Genomic DNA, 14294 nt, shown 5'->3' on the forward strand with positions numbered 1-14294 from the left:
GTGGTCACCCCACCCGGACGTTGAAGAAGGACATGGGGGTTGCGGACCAGTCGAAGACGATGCCCTGAAGGCCCTTTCGGTAGCCGACCGGGAACGTCACCTGGTACAGGTTCGCAGAGACGGAGTCCTGGGAGACCTGGGCTTCGACCTGCTTGTACAGATCGCAGCGTTTGCCCGAGTCGGCGATGGTGCGCGCCTGGGCGAGGAGCTCGTCGACCTTGCTGTTGCTGTAGGCGCCCTTGTTCGTACTGCCGATGTTCTTGGAGTTGTAGAGCTTGTCCAGGCTGGCACCGGGGTCAGGGGTCAGGATGTAGTCGTTCAGCAGCATCATGGACGGGATCGTGGCTGGGTTGGACAGGGTCTTGAGGTAGTCCGGGAAGGCGATCGGCACCAGGTTGACGGTCACACCCAGGTCCTTCAGATTGGACTGGAAGAGCGTTGCGAGCTGGGTCTGCACGGAGTCCACGGACTGGTAGCGGAGCTCCAGGGCCTGGGATCCGAGGCCGGCCAGCAATTGCTTGGCCTTGTCCTTGTCCTGGGCCGACGGCGTGGAGTTCTCCGGGCGGCAGGTGAAGGCGTCGGAGACGGTGCCGGAGGCGATGGTGCCGTTGCTGTTGAGGATCTTCTGGAAGCCGCCCGCGTAGTCAAAGGCCAGTCTGAGACCCTCGCGGATCTGGGGGTTGGCGGTGGCACCGGTTGAGGTGTTGAAGAACAGCTGAGTCTGGCCGGAAGTCTTGAGGAAAGCGACGTCCACGTTCTGCTGGTCCTTCAGGGCCGCAGCGTCGACCGCCGAGACGCCGAAGGCGATGTCCACGTTGCCGGCCTTCAGCTCGTCACGCTCAGTGGCGCTTTCGTCGATGCGGCGGAAGACCATCTGGGTGGGCCGCTTGTCGTCGAATCCCCAGTACTTGTCGTAGCGGGTGACGGTGGTGCCGTCGGCGGAGGACGTCCCGGTGCCTTGGTAGGGGCCGGTGCCGGCCTCATGGGACTGCAGCCAGCCCTGGCTGTCGTCGGACCCGGCGTTCTTGGAGACCATGTCGGCTTCCAAGATGTAGACATTGGCGATGCCGTTGATGAAGAAGGCGTTGGGAGCCTTCAGGTTGAGCACCACGTGCTTGTCATCGACGACGGTGGTGGAGGCGTAGCCCTGCAGCTGGGAGGCGATTCCTTGGCCCAACCGTACGTAGCGGTCCAAGCTGAACTTGACGTCCTTGGCCGTGAGGGGGGTGCCATCGTGGAAGGTCACGTTGTCACGGAGGGTGAACGCGATCGACTTGGCGTCCGGGGCCAACTTGAACTCGGTGGCCAGCGAGCCGACCATGTTGTTCTTGGCGTCGAACTTGACCAGCGGCTCGTAGAGCACATTGTCGACCATGTTCGTCTGGGCGTAGTCCGACCGCAGCGGGTCCATTGTGTTGAACTCGTGCTTGAAGGCCACGACGATCGACGACGAGCCACCGCTGGCGTCGCCGCCACCGCCACTGGAGCTTCCGCCTGCAGTGCAGGCCGTCAGCATGGAAGCGACGAGGGGGACGGTCAAGATAGCGGTACGGGCGATGGTCCTTGAACGGCGGGGATTGGAGGTCATTTTGGGGGCTCCTGAGAGGCTTGTCAGTGGGATTCCGAGGGGTGAGCAGCAGCACGGAGACGCTGCTATTTTTGGTCGCCAAGTGGGCGGGTCCTTGCGTGAGGTCCGCTAAGCGAGGATGTTCTTTTTGGGGTTCGGCAGGTCAGGGGCGCCTTCAGCGGTGACACGACGAACAGAGCGGAATCAGAGTTCCCAGATTCCGCGGGGTGACTCGGTGATCCATTCGGCACCGTCTTCCGTGACGAGCGCCATGTCGCCGGCGACGACGCAGCCCAGTCCGGGAACAGTGAAGTTGGGGTGGACTTCGATGACCATGTTGGGTTCGATCAGAACACCACTGGGGTCGAGGGACTTGTCCCTCAGGGGGTTCAGGTCCCGGGCCATGCCGGGCTCGACGTAGCTGAGCCCGAGTCCGTGGCAGCTTTGGAAACGGAAGGGGTCGGTTCCCCGCGTGTAGGGTGCGTGCGCCGCGTACATCTCCTCGATGACGTCGATGACCCGGTGCAAGGGCTCGCCGGGGCGCATGACTCCGAGGGCGGCGTCCTGGATCTTCAGGAGGATCTCGGAGTACTCAGCGAGCTCTCGGCTCGGGGTTCCCCTTACTCCCATCCTGAGGCACTGACCAAAGTATCCTTCGTAGGCCGTGGTGGTGCCCATCTGCACGCGGTCACGCGAGGTGACCTCCTGGGGCAGTTCCATGAACTCGAAGTACGTGGTGGGAGGAGCTTCTCCGACGGACAGCCAGCAATTGGCCAGATCGGCTCCGAGGAGCCTGCCTGTGTGCTCGATCTCCGCCATGATGGAGGGACCGGAGGCTCCAGGGCGGATCGACTCCGCAAAAGCAGCCGCCACCATCGCGTCGGAGATCTTCGCGGAGACGCGGAACATCTCCACCTCCTCCGGGGCCCGGGTCAGCCGCAGGCGGTCCAGCAGGCTGTCAGCAGCGACGGTCTCGTATCCGCCGAGTTCCTGCTCCACCGCGAGATAAGACGCGTGGCTCAGCTCGTCGGTTCCGATGACGCCCAGCCGGGATCCGGGGGTGACTCCCGCTTCCGCCAGGAACCTGGCGGCCACCGCGGGGTGGGAGCGCTGCTCGCCGGCCTGGATGATCTCCCCCAGCCAGCCGGAGCGCAGTCCGAACTCGCGCGTCTCGTGGGCGCCGAAGGTCAGGACCGCTCCTTCGCCGGACGCCGTGAGCACTACTGTGGAGGGTGTCGGCTTGGATGTGAAACCGGCCAGGTACTGGACGTATCCGGTAGTCCGGGTCCGGGATCCCAGGGAACGGGGGCTGGCGAAGACCACCAGGGCGTCGATGCCCTGGTCCTTCAACACGGCCCGGACCCTGGCGATGCGCTCCCGGAGGACGCTGAGGGGGAGCTTGGCGGTGAAGCGCTCCAACACAGTGGCTGCGCTGTTCGCCGGGATCATCGTGCGCCGTCTGGGATCAGGCCGGAGCGGGGGGATTCGACGCCATTTCTGGCGATCAGTGATGCGGGGACGGTGCGCGGAATGGACTTCGCACCCGTCTCCCCCAGTGCCGAACTCACCTTCGGCACTGTTGAGTCTGAAATGTTCATGATTCAGAGCCAATCTGTCTTCGTTGACGCCCCAGGGAGGGGTGGACTCAATATAATTCTCGTCACATTTTTCCGCAAGAGAAAATCTAATTTCCACAGAGTGGAATTCTTGTTCGGCGAAAACCCGGCACCGGCAGCGCGGCGGGATGACCCATGGTGGCGTTTGCGGGCCATCCGGGACGCCCGACGAGGGTCAGCAGGCTGCTGGGCAGCCGTCATCGCGATCGGTCCCCCGCAGCCGCATGTGGGGGACGAGCCAGGGCACCTAAAACGACGGCGCCCGGTGATTATCGACGTCGCCCTCCGAGAGGAAGCCGCAGAAGCGGCCACCGGCGACACAGGGGCTGCGGGAAGCAGACCGCCTCGACGCTGGCACGGCGTGCCCCAACTCGTGGGGGCCAAAAGAGTTTCAGGTGGGCCGTCGGCAGCAAACCAGACCACTGCTCATCCGTCAGCTGCGCAAATGACACACCCAACAAGCACGCCAAAAGCCACCGAACCGAATTTGGAGGCACACCCTATGCAACTAGCTGCGCTTAGACCTACCTCCCTGCCGTTGCCCGGCCGGACAGCGACTCGATCGCGAGGTAGGCGACAAGACCGACAACTAGGCCCACTACGGCATCCGAAAGCATCGGCGCGTTGAAGTGGACCACGACGGCGGCCGCGGCCCCGATGGCCCAGGCGATGAACGCCGTCGGGCGGATCTTCGCCTCACCCCGGTCGGCAAGGCGCTTGCGCAAGATGATCTGGTCCGCGATGAGCACGGCTCCGAGCGGCGGGACCAGCACGCCCAGGAAGGCGAGCCAGTTCACGAAGTAGTTCCACGCACCCAGCAGAGCCACCACCACGCCGATTACCCCCAGCACCAAGGTGAGGAGTCGCATCCTGGACCGGGTCAGATGGGACCAGCCCAGCGCGCCGTTGTAGAGGCAGTGCGTGCACACCGAACCGAGATTGATAACCACGAACACCACCACCAGGGCGTTGAGGAACGGGTTGTTCACGCCGGTGAGGATCGGGGTGAAGTTGCCGCCGGCGGTCTCCGCGGCCGCTATGGCGCCGGCTGCGACCAGCAGGCCGCCGCTGAGTTGGGCCACGAGGCTCGCGAACGGGAACGCGGTGACCGTGGCAAGCACGGCTTCGCGGCCGTTCTTCGACCAGCGGGTGAAGTCCGCCGTCATGGTTCCGGAATCGGCGAAAGTTGCCATGATCGAGGTGACGGCCACACCGAAGGTCATGGCACCGCCGCCCACGCCCTGGTAGTTCACGATCTGGCCCAGGTCGTGGCTCTGCGCCGCGATCGCGATGGCGATGATCACCACCACGATGAACAACGGAGCCGCGATGGCACCCAGCCAGGACAGCGCCTTGATGCCAAGATAGGTCACCGCGATGAACGCGACACCGGCAACGGCAACTACCAGCGCCTCGTTCCAGCCGAACGCCTTGTTCAGGCTGGCGCCTGTGGCGCCGGTGTTGAAGGCGAACCAGCCCACCACCACGGTGGCCAGGAAGCCTGAGGCAATGGCATAGCCGGCGGTCCCGAAGGTTTCGGTGGCTTGCAGAGCGAAGCTCTTGCCCGTCTTGCCGGCCCGATAGCTCAGCAGGCTGACGTAGACGAACATGAAGAGATTGGCCACGACAATCGCGGCGAGGCCTTGCCAGAAACCGAGCAAGGCAACCACGAGGCCACCGGGGACGGCATTAGTGAGGATCATCGGGAATCCAAACCAGACGGCCGAAACCGTCAGGAGAGATTTCCGGTGGGACTCGGGAACCGGGGAGTGCTCGAATTCGGATTCGAGACCGGCCCCGGCAGCCGTGACTTCAACTGTGTCTGGCGGTGTTGTCATATCAGCGACTGCTTTCTCTTGGGGTCGGTTCAGGCGAGCTTGTCCGCGAGGGCGATGATTGCCTTCTCGAACGCCTCGACCGGTGGGTGGGTGATGCCGGCGCCGATCATGCCGATGCCGGCATCCTTGTGCGCGATGGCGGTGTTGATGACCGGGAGGATGCCGGTGTCCAGCACTTTGCGGACGTCGATCGCCGTCGGCAGGCCTTGGAAGCCCAGCGATGGGATGGTGATGTTCCGGTTCTCGGTGGTGGTGATTTCAGCCATCGCGTGCGTGTAGGCGACCGCGTCTTCCACTGTGCCCCCCACGAGCGCGACGATCGCCGGGGCCGCGGCCATGGCGAAGCCGCCGAATCCATAGGTCTCAGTGATCGCGCTGTCGCCGATGTCCAGCCCGGAGTCTTCCGGCTTGTAGCCGGCGAACATCGGCCCGATGACCTTCTGGGCCGGCCCCGTGAGCCAGTGGTTGCCGGGCAGGCCGCTCACGCGGATACCGAATTCGACGCCGTTGCGCGCCATGGTGGTCACGATGGTGGAGCCTTCGATCCCGTGGGCGGCGTCGAGGGCCGCTTTCGCCGTCGCCATCCAGGTGGGGCCGGAGAAGTAGTCGGAGCTGGCGATGAAGTCGAAGACTTCCTTCTTCTGCTCCGTGCTGAAGCTGGTCTGTAGGAGGGCGGGCGCCAGGGCCTGGAAAAGCAACACAGTGCCGGCGACGTTGCGGTTGTGCGCTTCGTCGCCCATGTGGAGGGCCTGGGCGAGCATCAGGCGCAGGTCGATAGCCCCGCCGATTTCCATGGCTTCCTTGAGCATGGGGCCCAGGACGTCCCGCATCCAGACGAGGCGGTCAATGACGCTCTGGTCGTTGGCGCCCATGCGCAGGATCTTGGCCATCTGCTCTGACAAGTTGGTGTAGGCGTAGTTGCCGTGCGTCTCGTTGTGGACCACGTGCATATACATGGATGCGGAGGTGACGCCGGCCATGGAGCCCACGCAGTCGTGCTCGTGGCAGGGCGAGAAGGTAATCTTCCCGGAGGCGGCCACGTCTTCGGCCTCAACGAGATCGGCGGCGAGGCCTTCGAAGACCAGCGCACCGGTGACAGCACCTTTCATCGGGCCGGACATCCGCTCCCAGGTGATGGGCGGGCCGGCGTGCAGGATGGTGGTGGCGGTCATGCCGGGAACGACGTCGAGTGCGCGGCCGAAGCCCACCAGCATCGGTTTGGCGCTCATGATGCGGTCCGCCGCCTCAGCGTTCGCGGCGCCAATCTTCTCCGCGAGCTCCGGCCGCTCAAGCTTATCCAGCGCGGCGATCACCTTCGGCTTGCCGCCGCCGGGAGGGGTCCAGTCAAGGGTGCGGACCTTGGCGCCCTGCGCGGCAATATCCTCTTCGAACATTGCCAGGCCGACGTTGATGACGTTCAACTCACTGTCGAAAAGCTTCGACATGCTCATGCCTTGATTCCTTCCCGCACCAATGCACGGGCGAATTCGCCCGTCTCGGTGCTGCTGCTGGTAACGATGACCCCGGCCCTTTCAAGGGCCGCAGTTTGGGCCGCGAGGCCTGGCGTATCCAAGTCCGTCCCGAGGACGTACGCCACGATCTCAAGGTGGCGTCCTGCGTCGGCGGCAATCTTCTTGGCTTCGGTAATCGCCGGGAGGGTGACACCTACCGGGTCTTCGTGGGCGCCAAAGCCCAACACGAAGTCCATGATGATGGCCGCGACGGAGGGATCCTTCGCCTCTTCGACCAGGCGGGCCAGGCGCAAGGAAGGATCGATCATCGGGTGCGGGCGACCGTTGGTGAATTCGTCGTCGCCGAAGTCGAGGAAGGTGTGCCCGGTGCTCGGGCTGCCCGTGCCGAGCACGAATTCCGGGTTCTTCTGGATGTTGCTCCAGACTTCCTCGCCGTCGTCGAGTAGCGCGTACATCGACTCGTCGCATAGGGTGCCGCCGCAGAAAAGGCCGCGGATGTTCGTCTGTTCCGGGGAGAGCCGGGCGCGCACGGATTCGATGCGCGCGGCGTCGACGGCCAGGGCAGTGGCAGAAGGCGAGCCTGTGAGCCGCACGGCGGCCAGGGCGGCGTCGAGGCTGCTCGCGGCGAAGTGACCGCCTGCAGCGGTGACGGCTTCCTCGGAACCGCCGATGAAGTACACCACCACGGGCTTGCCGGCGTCGGCGACTTCCGCGAGTACCTTCTTCTCAACCTCCGGCGCGGGCGGCTTGGACACCAGGACTATCGCTTCGGTCTTCGGGTCCGCCGCGAGGGCTCGGATTCCGTCGATCATCATGACTCCGCCGACTTCGGCGCTCAGGTCGCGCCCGCCGGTACCGATCAGCTGGGAGACGCCGCCGCCCAGCGCGTGGATTCGGACGCTGACCTCCTGCGAACCGGTGCCGGACGCGGCGACGATGCCGACCGGGCCGGGGCGGACGGCGTTGCCGAAGCAGAGGGCTACGTTGCTGATGATGGCCGTTCCGCAATCGGGGCCCATCATGAGCAGGCCTTGCTCGTGGGCAAGAGCCTTCAGTGCGATTTCCTCTTCAACGGGGACGTTGTCGCTGAACATCATCACGCTCATCCCGTTTTCAAGGGCCTTGCGTGCCTCGCGCCCGGCATAGGCGCCGTTGACCGCGATGATCGCCAGGTTCGCCCCGGCGTCGGCATGTGCGGCCGCGGCAATGGTGCGGTACGAGATCTCCGCCGCGCCGCCGGACGGTGCCCGGCGTGTGAGCAGTTCCTCGATCTGCGGGACGATCGCGTCGGCGTTCCCGCCGCCGGATGGGACGACGACGATCATCAGGTCGCCGTTGCCCGCCTCGGCGAGTTCGGGGGTGAGCAGACCGAGGTTCTTCAGAACTCCCTTGTTCATCTCGGTCGCCATCGCGACGAACGCCTGTTCGACGCCGTCGATCCCGTTCGCTTTCGTCGATATCGACATCAGCGATACCGAATCGAAATAGCTGTTCTTCTTGATCACCGCTGTGACACTCACATGGATCCTCTCAGTTCTGTTTCGAGGCGGAGTCCGGCCAGAAGGCCGGACAGGATGTCTGTTCCCGAGGTGTGGCCAATGCGCAAAGCGCGGTTCACCGGGGCTCGGAGGTGCCGGGCAAGTTCGGCCGGGCTTTCCGCGCGTTGGCGGAAGAGCTGGCTGAGCAGCTCGAGGACGCTTTCGCGGGCGCGCCCATCGAGCGATTCCCGCAGCGTCGTCCAGCTAAGCAGGGTGGTGCGGTCTGAATATTGCCCGACGACGGCGGAGATCACTTCGCGTGCCCCGCCGAGCCGACTTCCGGGCTGGGCCGCGAGCAATGTCAGGCCGCTGAGGAAATCGTCGCCGGCCGGGGTAAGTCCGGGGCCGAGACCGAGCAGTTGCAACGCGGTCTCGCCGATGCGGTCGGGCTGGTTGGCACGGATTGCAGCCATGAGGGCCTCGCATCCGTTGCGCAGGCCTGCGGCGATTTGTTCCTCGAAGGCATTGGCGTGCGCCGACTCCTTCTGGGCGGACTCCTCAAGGATTCCGCCACGGATGCCGAGTTCGTCGAGCAGTCCAGCCAGGACATGGCCGCGCATTTGGAACTCCTCTGCCGCGAGATGTTCCAACGAGACCTTCTTCGCGAACCATTCCCGGGCTCCGGACAGCAACACTGTAGGTGCGTCCGGGCTCTCGAAACGGATCTGCTGCGCGCTGAAGGCCACCGGATCGCCGGCCTGGACATCCTCCCTGCTCCAGTCGCGCACTTCGGCACGGATAGTCCACGGTGCGTCATCCAATTGTTGGGCGGCAAGGGCGACCAACTGCCCGCACGGAGCCAGGACGTTGATGACCCGGTCAAAGACCGAATGTACTTTTCCCGTGCCCGGATTCTCACGGAGGGCAGGCAGCAAGACCGAATCCAAGGAAACGGATGGTATACGGTTCGGCCGCGCCGATGTTTTCATAACCCTCCTTGTGTCCGCCTTCCAAGGGCGAGACGCGGCCCGTTCGACCGCTGGTTCTGATGATGGTATACCATCATCAGTATCTTGAAGCCAATTCCAGAGGAGGATTCAAATGCGACTAGTGGTTGCACTGGGCGGAAACGCCCTGGCCCGCCGCGGTGAGCCGATGACGGCAGACCGCCTGCGTGCGAACGTGAAAGCAAGCTGTCAAGCCCTTGCCGCCCTGGCAAAGGAGCACGAGCTGGTGATCACGCACGGCAACGGTCCCCAGGTCGGCTTGCTTGCCCTGCAGAACCTTGCCTACCAGGACGTCGCCGCATACCCCCTAGACATCCTTGGCGCCGAGACCCAAGGCATGATCGGGTACGTCATCCAGCAGGAACTATCCAATGCCCTGGCTGGGGAACGGGAGGTTGCCGCCGTCGTGACCACCACTGTCGTAGACGAACACGATCCCGCCTTTGAACGGCCCACCAAGCTCATCGGCCCCCAGTACTCCGCGCAGGATGCCGCGGAAGCCGCGTCCGAGTACCGCTGGACGATTGCCAAGGACGGCAACGCCTTCCGCCGTGTAGTTCCTTCTCCGGACCCCGTTAGCATCCTCCAGGCACCGCTGGTCCGGCTGCTCCTGGAAAAGGGCCGCCTCGTAGTGTGCGTCGGCGGGGGCGGCGTTCCTGTGAAGATCGACGGAAAAGGCCGCCAGACCGGTATGCAGGCCGTTGTCGACAAAGACCTTGCCAGTGCTGCCCTTGCCGCGGAGCTCGGGGCCGACACCCTCATTATGCTCACCGACGGCGACTACGTCAGCGAAAACTGGGGCACCCCCGAGCAGCGCGACATCCTCACGGCCTCGCCGGAGGCCATCTCCGAGCTGGCTTTCGCCGAGGGATCCATGAAGCCGAAGGTCGACGCCGCGATCCGTGTCGCCAAGGCCGGCGGCCGCGCCCTGATTGGCCCGCTGGACCGCCTGGACGACCTGCTGGCGCGCAAGGTCGGGACGGAAATCCGCCCAGATGTTCCGGAGGGCATCGTTTTCGCCTAAGCAGCTCCGCAGCTCGGAGGGCCTTCCGTGGGCGTCCTACAAGCCTATTCGAAACAAAGTAGCGGGTCAGTCAAACTTCGTTCCTTCAGTGCCGAACACGTCACGGCACTGACCGAGGACTACCAGGCAAGGATGCGAGTCAAGGACGGTTCTTCGGCCGACGCGGTACTCCAAGGGACTCCTCAGTCGCGCCGATCCGACAACGCGAATACGCGGTTCGCCGATCGGCCACCACCTTTACATCGTGAGTACAACGTTGCAAAATAGAGGCTGCGAACCCGCTGGATCCTCGTCAGCGGGAAGAAGGGGGCTGAACTTGCGCGCATGTCCGGGTTGTCGCCGTCGGCCCCCGTGCTCCCGCTGTCCCAGGGGTACGCGCCGTCAAGGGCGCATCCCCCAAAGATTCCGGACCTCGTGCCCGAAATCCGGACCCCTGGGTACTATGTGCTTCAAGCCTAGGAGGTTGTAGTGGCCACTCTGCGCGATGTCGCGGCCCTGGCGGGGGTTTCCGTCAAAACCGTTTCTAACGTTGTCAATGGTTTCGAGTTCATCCGGGACAGCACGCGCGAGCGGGTGAACAACGCAATCGCCGAGCTCGGCTACAAGCCGAACCTCGTGGCCCGAAATCTGCGGGCCGGAAGGACCGGTGTGATCGGCCTCGCCGTGCCGGAGCTGAAGTTCAGCTACTTCGCCGAGCTCGCAGACGCTGTCCTTGAGGCCGCCCGACGACGAGGATACGTAGTCCTCATCGAGCAGACAGGCGGAGAGCGGTCGTCCGAAATCGAGTTGCTTCACGGCTCCCGGATCTCCATGATGGACGGATTGCTATTCTCCCCTCTGGGGCTGTCCAGCGACGACGGAAGAGAGCTCGAGGTGGACTATCCGGTCGTCCTGCTCGGGGAACGGATCTTCAACGGCCCGACCGACCATGTGACCATGCAGAACGTCGAAGGTGCTGCCATGGCGGTGCGTCATCTCCTGGCTTCCGGGCGAAAGCGGATCGCGGTGCTCGGCGCCCACGAGGGCGAAATTATCGGCTCGGCGTCCTTACGCCTCGACGGATACCGGGCGGCACTGGAGCAGGCGGGCGTCCCCTTCGACCCAAGCCTGGTCGTGCATCGGCAAGGCTGGCACCGAACCGACGGGGCCGAGGCCATGCAGGAGCTCATCCGCCGCGAGATACCATTCGACGCCGTCTTCGCGCTCAATGACGAACTGGCCCTCGGAGCCCTCCGCACCCTGTTCCACTCGGGAATTAGTGTCCCGACGGACGTTGCGGTGGTCGGCTTCGACAACGTCACCGAGGCGCAGTTCGCCATGCCCAGCCTCACCACCATCGACCCTAACAGGGCAAAGATCGCCGAGACGGCCGTCGACGCGCTCCTTGAGAGGATCGCCGGGCGCGGCAAGCGAGACGAGCCCGGGCCGCGGATCTTCGAGGTCCCGGCGACGCTCGTCCCGCGGGAGTCCGCGTCAGCAGGGATCCGCAGCGCTGTCGCCTGATTCTCTCGGCGTGCATGACGCGGTTCTTGATGTCGGTGAACACGCTCATCCAGAACTTGACGCCCTCGCCGACGGCACCGGGCCATGGAATTAGCGGAAAAGCTCTCGAGTCATTCCGAAGGGGACCTGGTCGGAGAGTTCGGCCGTGTAGTGTCCTGGTTGGTGGCGAGTGATGAGGATCCCGCGTGTCCTGGCATAGAGCGCGGTTTCCTGTAGGTCTCGTACCGCGGCCGCGAGCCGAGGATCAAGGTCGTTGCGGGTGTTAACGTATATGTCGATGCGTTCGGTGAGGGTGACCATGTTATGCCTTCCTTTGTGGCGGGTTCATGCTTCGGCGAGTCTTGAAATCGAGAGACTGCTGTCACGCAGCGAAAATGCTCCACCGTGCCTCGTGCACTGAGCCTGCTTCCAGCCGGACCAGGTCCCGCCCGCTGTTGAAGGCATCGGGTGGGCAGGTCATGGGTTCCAGGGCCAGTCCGAGGCGGTTGGGCATCGGCGCGGGTTTGTCCGCGGTGTGGACCTGCAGCCATGGGCTGTTCCGGTCCCACGACATGCCCACGCCCGTTCCCGAGGGGTCGCGGACAACGACGCGGGCGGTCCCGCCGTCGTTGTACTTAATGTCCGTAAACGCATGGTCGATTTCCGTCGCCCCGATGGTGCGCGGTGTACGGAAATCGAACTCGCGGCCTGCCACCGGGCGGGTTCCGAGGGGCAGCAGCCGGTCCGTGGTGACTTCCAGGAAGGTTTCGGCGGGCAGTTCGAGGACCCATTCGTCCAGCGGGGCGGGGCCGGCCAGCAGGTACGGGTGCGGGCACACACCGTAGGGCGCGGTCCGCTTTCCGAGATTTCTTGCTGTCACTGTGGTGTGCAGCCCCCCAGAGTCCAGCCGGTAGTCCAGCTGCAACGCGAGCGGGAACGGATACCCGGGGCTGTCGCCAAGTTCGCAGGACAGGCTGAGGCTATCGCTGCTGCCGGCTTGAAGTGTCCAGAGCTGGTTGAACACAAGTCCGTGCAATGCGGTCCGTCGCGCGGGCTCGTTGAGCGGAAGGTGCAGCACGGTGCCGTCGTGGCGGTAGCTTCCATCGGCGATCCGGTTGGGCCACGGGGCGGCGATGATGCCCCGGTAGTCCGGGATGGGCGCGGCGGCGTCGAACGGAACCACCAGGTCCCGGCCCTGGTATGTCAGCTGCCGCAGCGCGCCGCCTCGCTGGACGACCGACGCGGTGTAGTCGCCGGCGACCAGCCGGAATTCCTCGCCGTTCACAGCCCGCTGGCGAGTTTGTAGTAGGCGGCGTTCCAGGCCAGTTCCTTCTTGAACGCCTTGAGGGTGGTGCCCTCGTCGATGGTGAGCAGTTCGGTTTGGGCGATCTCGGCGAAGTCCTCGAACACGTCCATGCCTACCTGGGTGGAGAGGACGGTGTGGTGCGCGGCGCCCGCGGTAAGCCACGCGGCGGCCGAGGTCGCGAAGTCGGGTTTGGGTGACCACAACGCCCGTGCGACCGGGAGGTTGGGCAGCGGTTCGGGGAGGTCGACGACGTCGACGGCGTTCGCCACGAGGCGGAAGCGGTCGCGCATGTCCGACAGCGCGACGACCACACCAGGGCCGGCGTCGGTGTCGAAGACCATGCGGACGGGATCTTCCTTGCCGCCGATGCCCAGCGGGTGGATCTCCACGCGCGGCTTGGCCTTGGTCAGGGAGGGGCAGACTTCGAGCATGTGGGCGCCGAGGATCTTCTCCTGCCCCGGGGTCAGGTGGTAGGTGTAGTCCTCCATGAGGGACGCGCCGCCGGGCAGCCCGGCGCCCATGACCTTCGCGGCCCGGACCAGGATCGCGGTCTTCCAGTCGCCCTCGGCCCCGAAGCCGTAGCCGTCGGCCATAAGCCTCTGCACCGCCATCCCGGGAAGCTGCCGCAGCGCGCCCAGATCCTCGAACGACGTCGTGAACGCGGCCGAGCCGTTCGCCTCCAGCATGCTGCGCAGACCGAGTTCGATACGGGCGCTGTAACGCAGCGATTCATGCCTGGCAGCGCCGGCCTTCAGCTCGGGTGCGACCTCGTAGAGGCGCTCGTACTCGGCGACGAGGGCGTCGACGTCGGACTCCGCGGCGCCGTGCACGGCGTCGGCGAGCTCGTTGACCGACCAGGTGTTGACCGAGACGCCGAAGCGCAGCTCGGCCTCGGTCTTGTCCCCTTCGGTGACGGCAACGTTGCGCATGTTGTCCCCGAAACGGGTCAGCTTCAGGGTGCGCACGGCGGCCCAGCCCGCGGCAGCGCGCTGCCAGGCGCCTACCTGGCGTGTGACCTCCGGGTTGGTCACGTGCCCGACGACGGTCTTGCGCGGCACGCCGAGCCGGGACTGGATGTAGCCGAATTCGCGGTCCCCGTGGGCCGCCTGGTTCAGGTTCATGAAATCGAAGTCGATGTCCGCCCACGGAAGGGCCACGTTCGCCTGGGTGTGCAGGTGCAGGAGGGGTTTGCGGAGCAGGTCCAGGCCCTGGATCCACATCTTGGCCGGACTGAAGGTGTGCATCCACGCGGTCACGCCGATCACGGCGTCCTCCGCGTTCGCCTCGAGCGCGGTGCGGCGGATCGCGTCCGCATCCGTCAGCACTGGCTTCCAGACCAGCTTGACCGGCACATGTGAGGAGGCGTTCAGGGCGGCGGCGATTTCGTGGGATTGGGCGGCCACCTGCTTCAGGACGTCCTCGCCATAGAGGTGCTGGCTGCCGGTCAGGAACCAGACTTCGTAGTGTTCGAGAGAGGTGTTGTGGGCGATGGGCATGCGTTTCT

11 protein-coding genes are annotated in these 14294 nt (G+C 65.0%); 2 read left to right on the forward strand and 9 right to left on the reverse strand.

What is annotated here, in order from left to right:
* Positions 1-4: 4 nt before the first annotated feature.
* The 6 genes from AC1DLO_RS03450 to AC1DLO_RS03475 form a co-directional block, all read right to left on the reverse strand.
* Entirely contained in the window at positions 5-1588 is a 1584-nt protein-coding gene (locus AC1DLO_RS03450) for an ABC transporter substrate-binding protein (protein ID WP_476890830.1), read from the reverse strand.
* A 183-nt stretch (positions 1589-1771) separates the two neighbouring features.
* Complete coding sequence (locus AC1DLO_RS03455; RefSeq protein ID WP_184740446.1) at positions 1772-3016, reverse strand: M24 family metallopeptidase; 1245 nt, start codon at positions 3014-3016, stop codon at positions 1772-1774.
* A 691-nt stretch (positions 3017-3707) separates the two neighbouring features.
* Positions 3708-5021 carry a cytosine permease gene (locus AC1DLO_RS03460; protein ID WP_184740448.1) on the reverse strand — a complete coding sequence of 438 codons (1314 nt, stop codon included), beginning with the start codon at positions 5019-5021 and terminating at the stop codon, positions 3708-3710.
* Between the two features lie 29 nt (positions 5022-5050).
* A complete protein-coding gene (locus AC1DLO_RS03465) occupies positions 5051-6472 on the reverse strand; it encodes a YlbE family protein (RefSeq protein ID WP_476890831.1) in 1422 nt (473 codons plus the stop codon).
* Positions 6469-8013 (reverse strand): acyl-CoA synthetase FdrA, encoded by a 1545-nt coding sequence (fdrA, locus tag AC1DLO_RS03470; protein WP_476890832.1) that lies wholly within the window; start codon positions 8011-8013, stop codon positions 6469-6471. The genes AC1DLO_RS03465 and fdrA overlap by 4 nt, the downstream gene beginning before the upstream one ends.
* The gene (locus tag AC1DLO_RS03475) at positions 8010-8960 is read right to left on the reverse strand and encodes an oxamate carbamoyltransferase subunit AllH family protein (protein ID WP_476890833.1); all 951 of its coding nucleotides are present in this window, start codon (positions 8958-8960) and stop codon (positions 8010-8012) included. Before AC1DLO_RS03475 ends, fdrA begins: the two co-directional genes overlap by 4 nt.
* A 112-nt stretch (positions 8961-9072) precedes the next feature.
* On the opposite strand from AC1DLO_RS03475, the gene AC1DLO_RS03480 reads away from it, so the two are divergent.
* Entirely contained in the window at positions 9073-10002 is a 930-nt protein-coding gene (locus AC1DLO_RS03480) for a carbamate kinase (RefSeq protein WP_184740458.1), read from the forward strand.
* Positions 10003-10470: 468 nt separating this feature from the next.
* The gene (locus AC1DLO_RS03485; protein ID WP_476890834.1) at positions 10471-11505 is read left to right on the forward strand and encodes a LacI family DNA-binding transcriptional regulator; all 1035 of its coding nucleotides are present in this window, start codon (positions 10471-10473) and stop codon (positions 11503-11505) included.
* 90 nt (positions 11506-11595) lie between these two features.
* Here AC1DLO_RS03485 and AC1DLO_RS03490 read toward each other — a convergent pair whose 3' ends face one another.
* From AC1DLO_RS03490 to araA, 3 genes are all read right to left on the reverse strand, one after another.
* Positions 11596-11805: a hypothetical protein gene (locus AC1DLO_RS03490; protein WP_476890835.1), complete on the reverse strand. Its 210-nt coding sequence runs from the start codon at positions 11803-11805 to the stop codon at positions 11596-11598.
* Positions 11806-11866: 61 nt separating this feature from the next.
* A complete protein-coding gene (locus tag AC1DLO_RS03495; protein WP_476890836.1) occupies positions 11867-12769 on the reverse strand; it encodes an aldose 1-epimerase family protein in 903 nt (300 codons plus the stop codon).
* Entirely contained in the window at positions 12766-14286 is a 1521-nt protein-coding gene (araA, locus tag AC1DLO_RS03500) for an L-arabinose isomerase (RefSeq protein ID WP_476890837.1), read from the reverse strand. Before araA ends, AC1DLO_RS03495 begins: the two co-directional genes overlap by 4 nt.
* Between the last annotated feature and the right edge of the window lie 8 nt (positions 14287-14294).

This window comes from Arthrobacter sp. 01T419 (assembly GCF_056398865.1).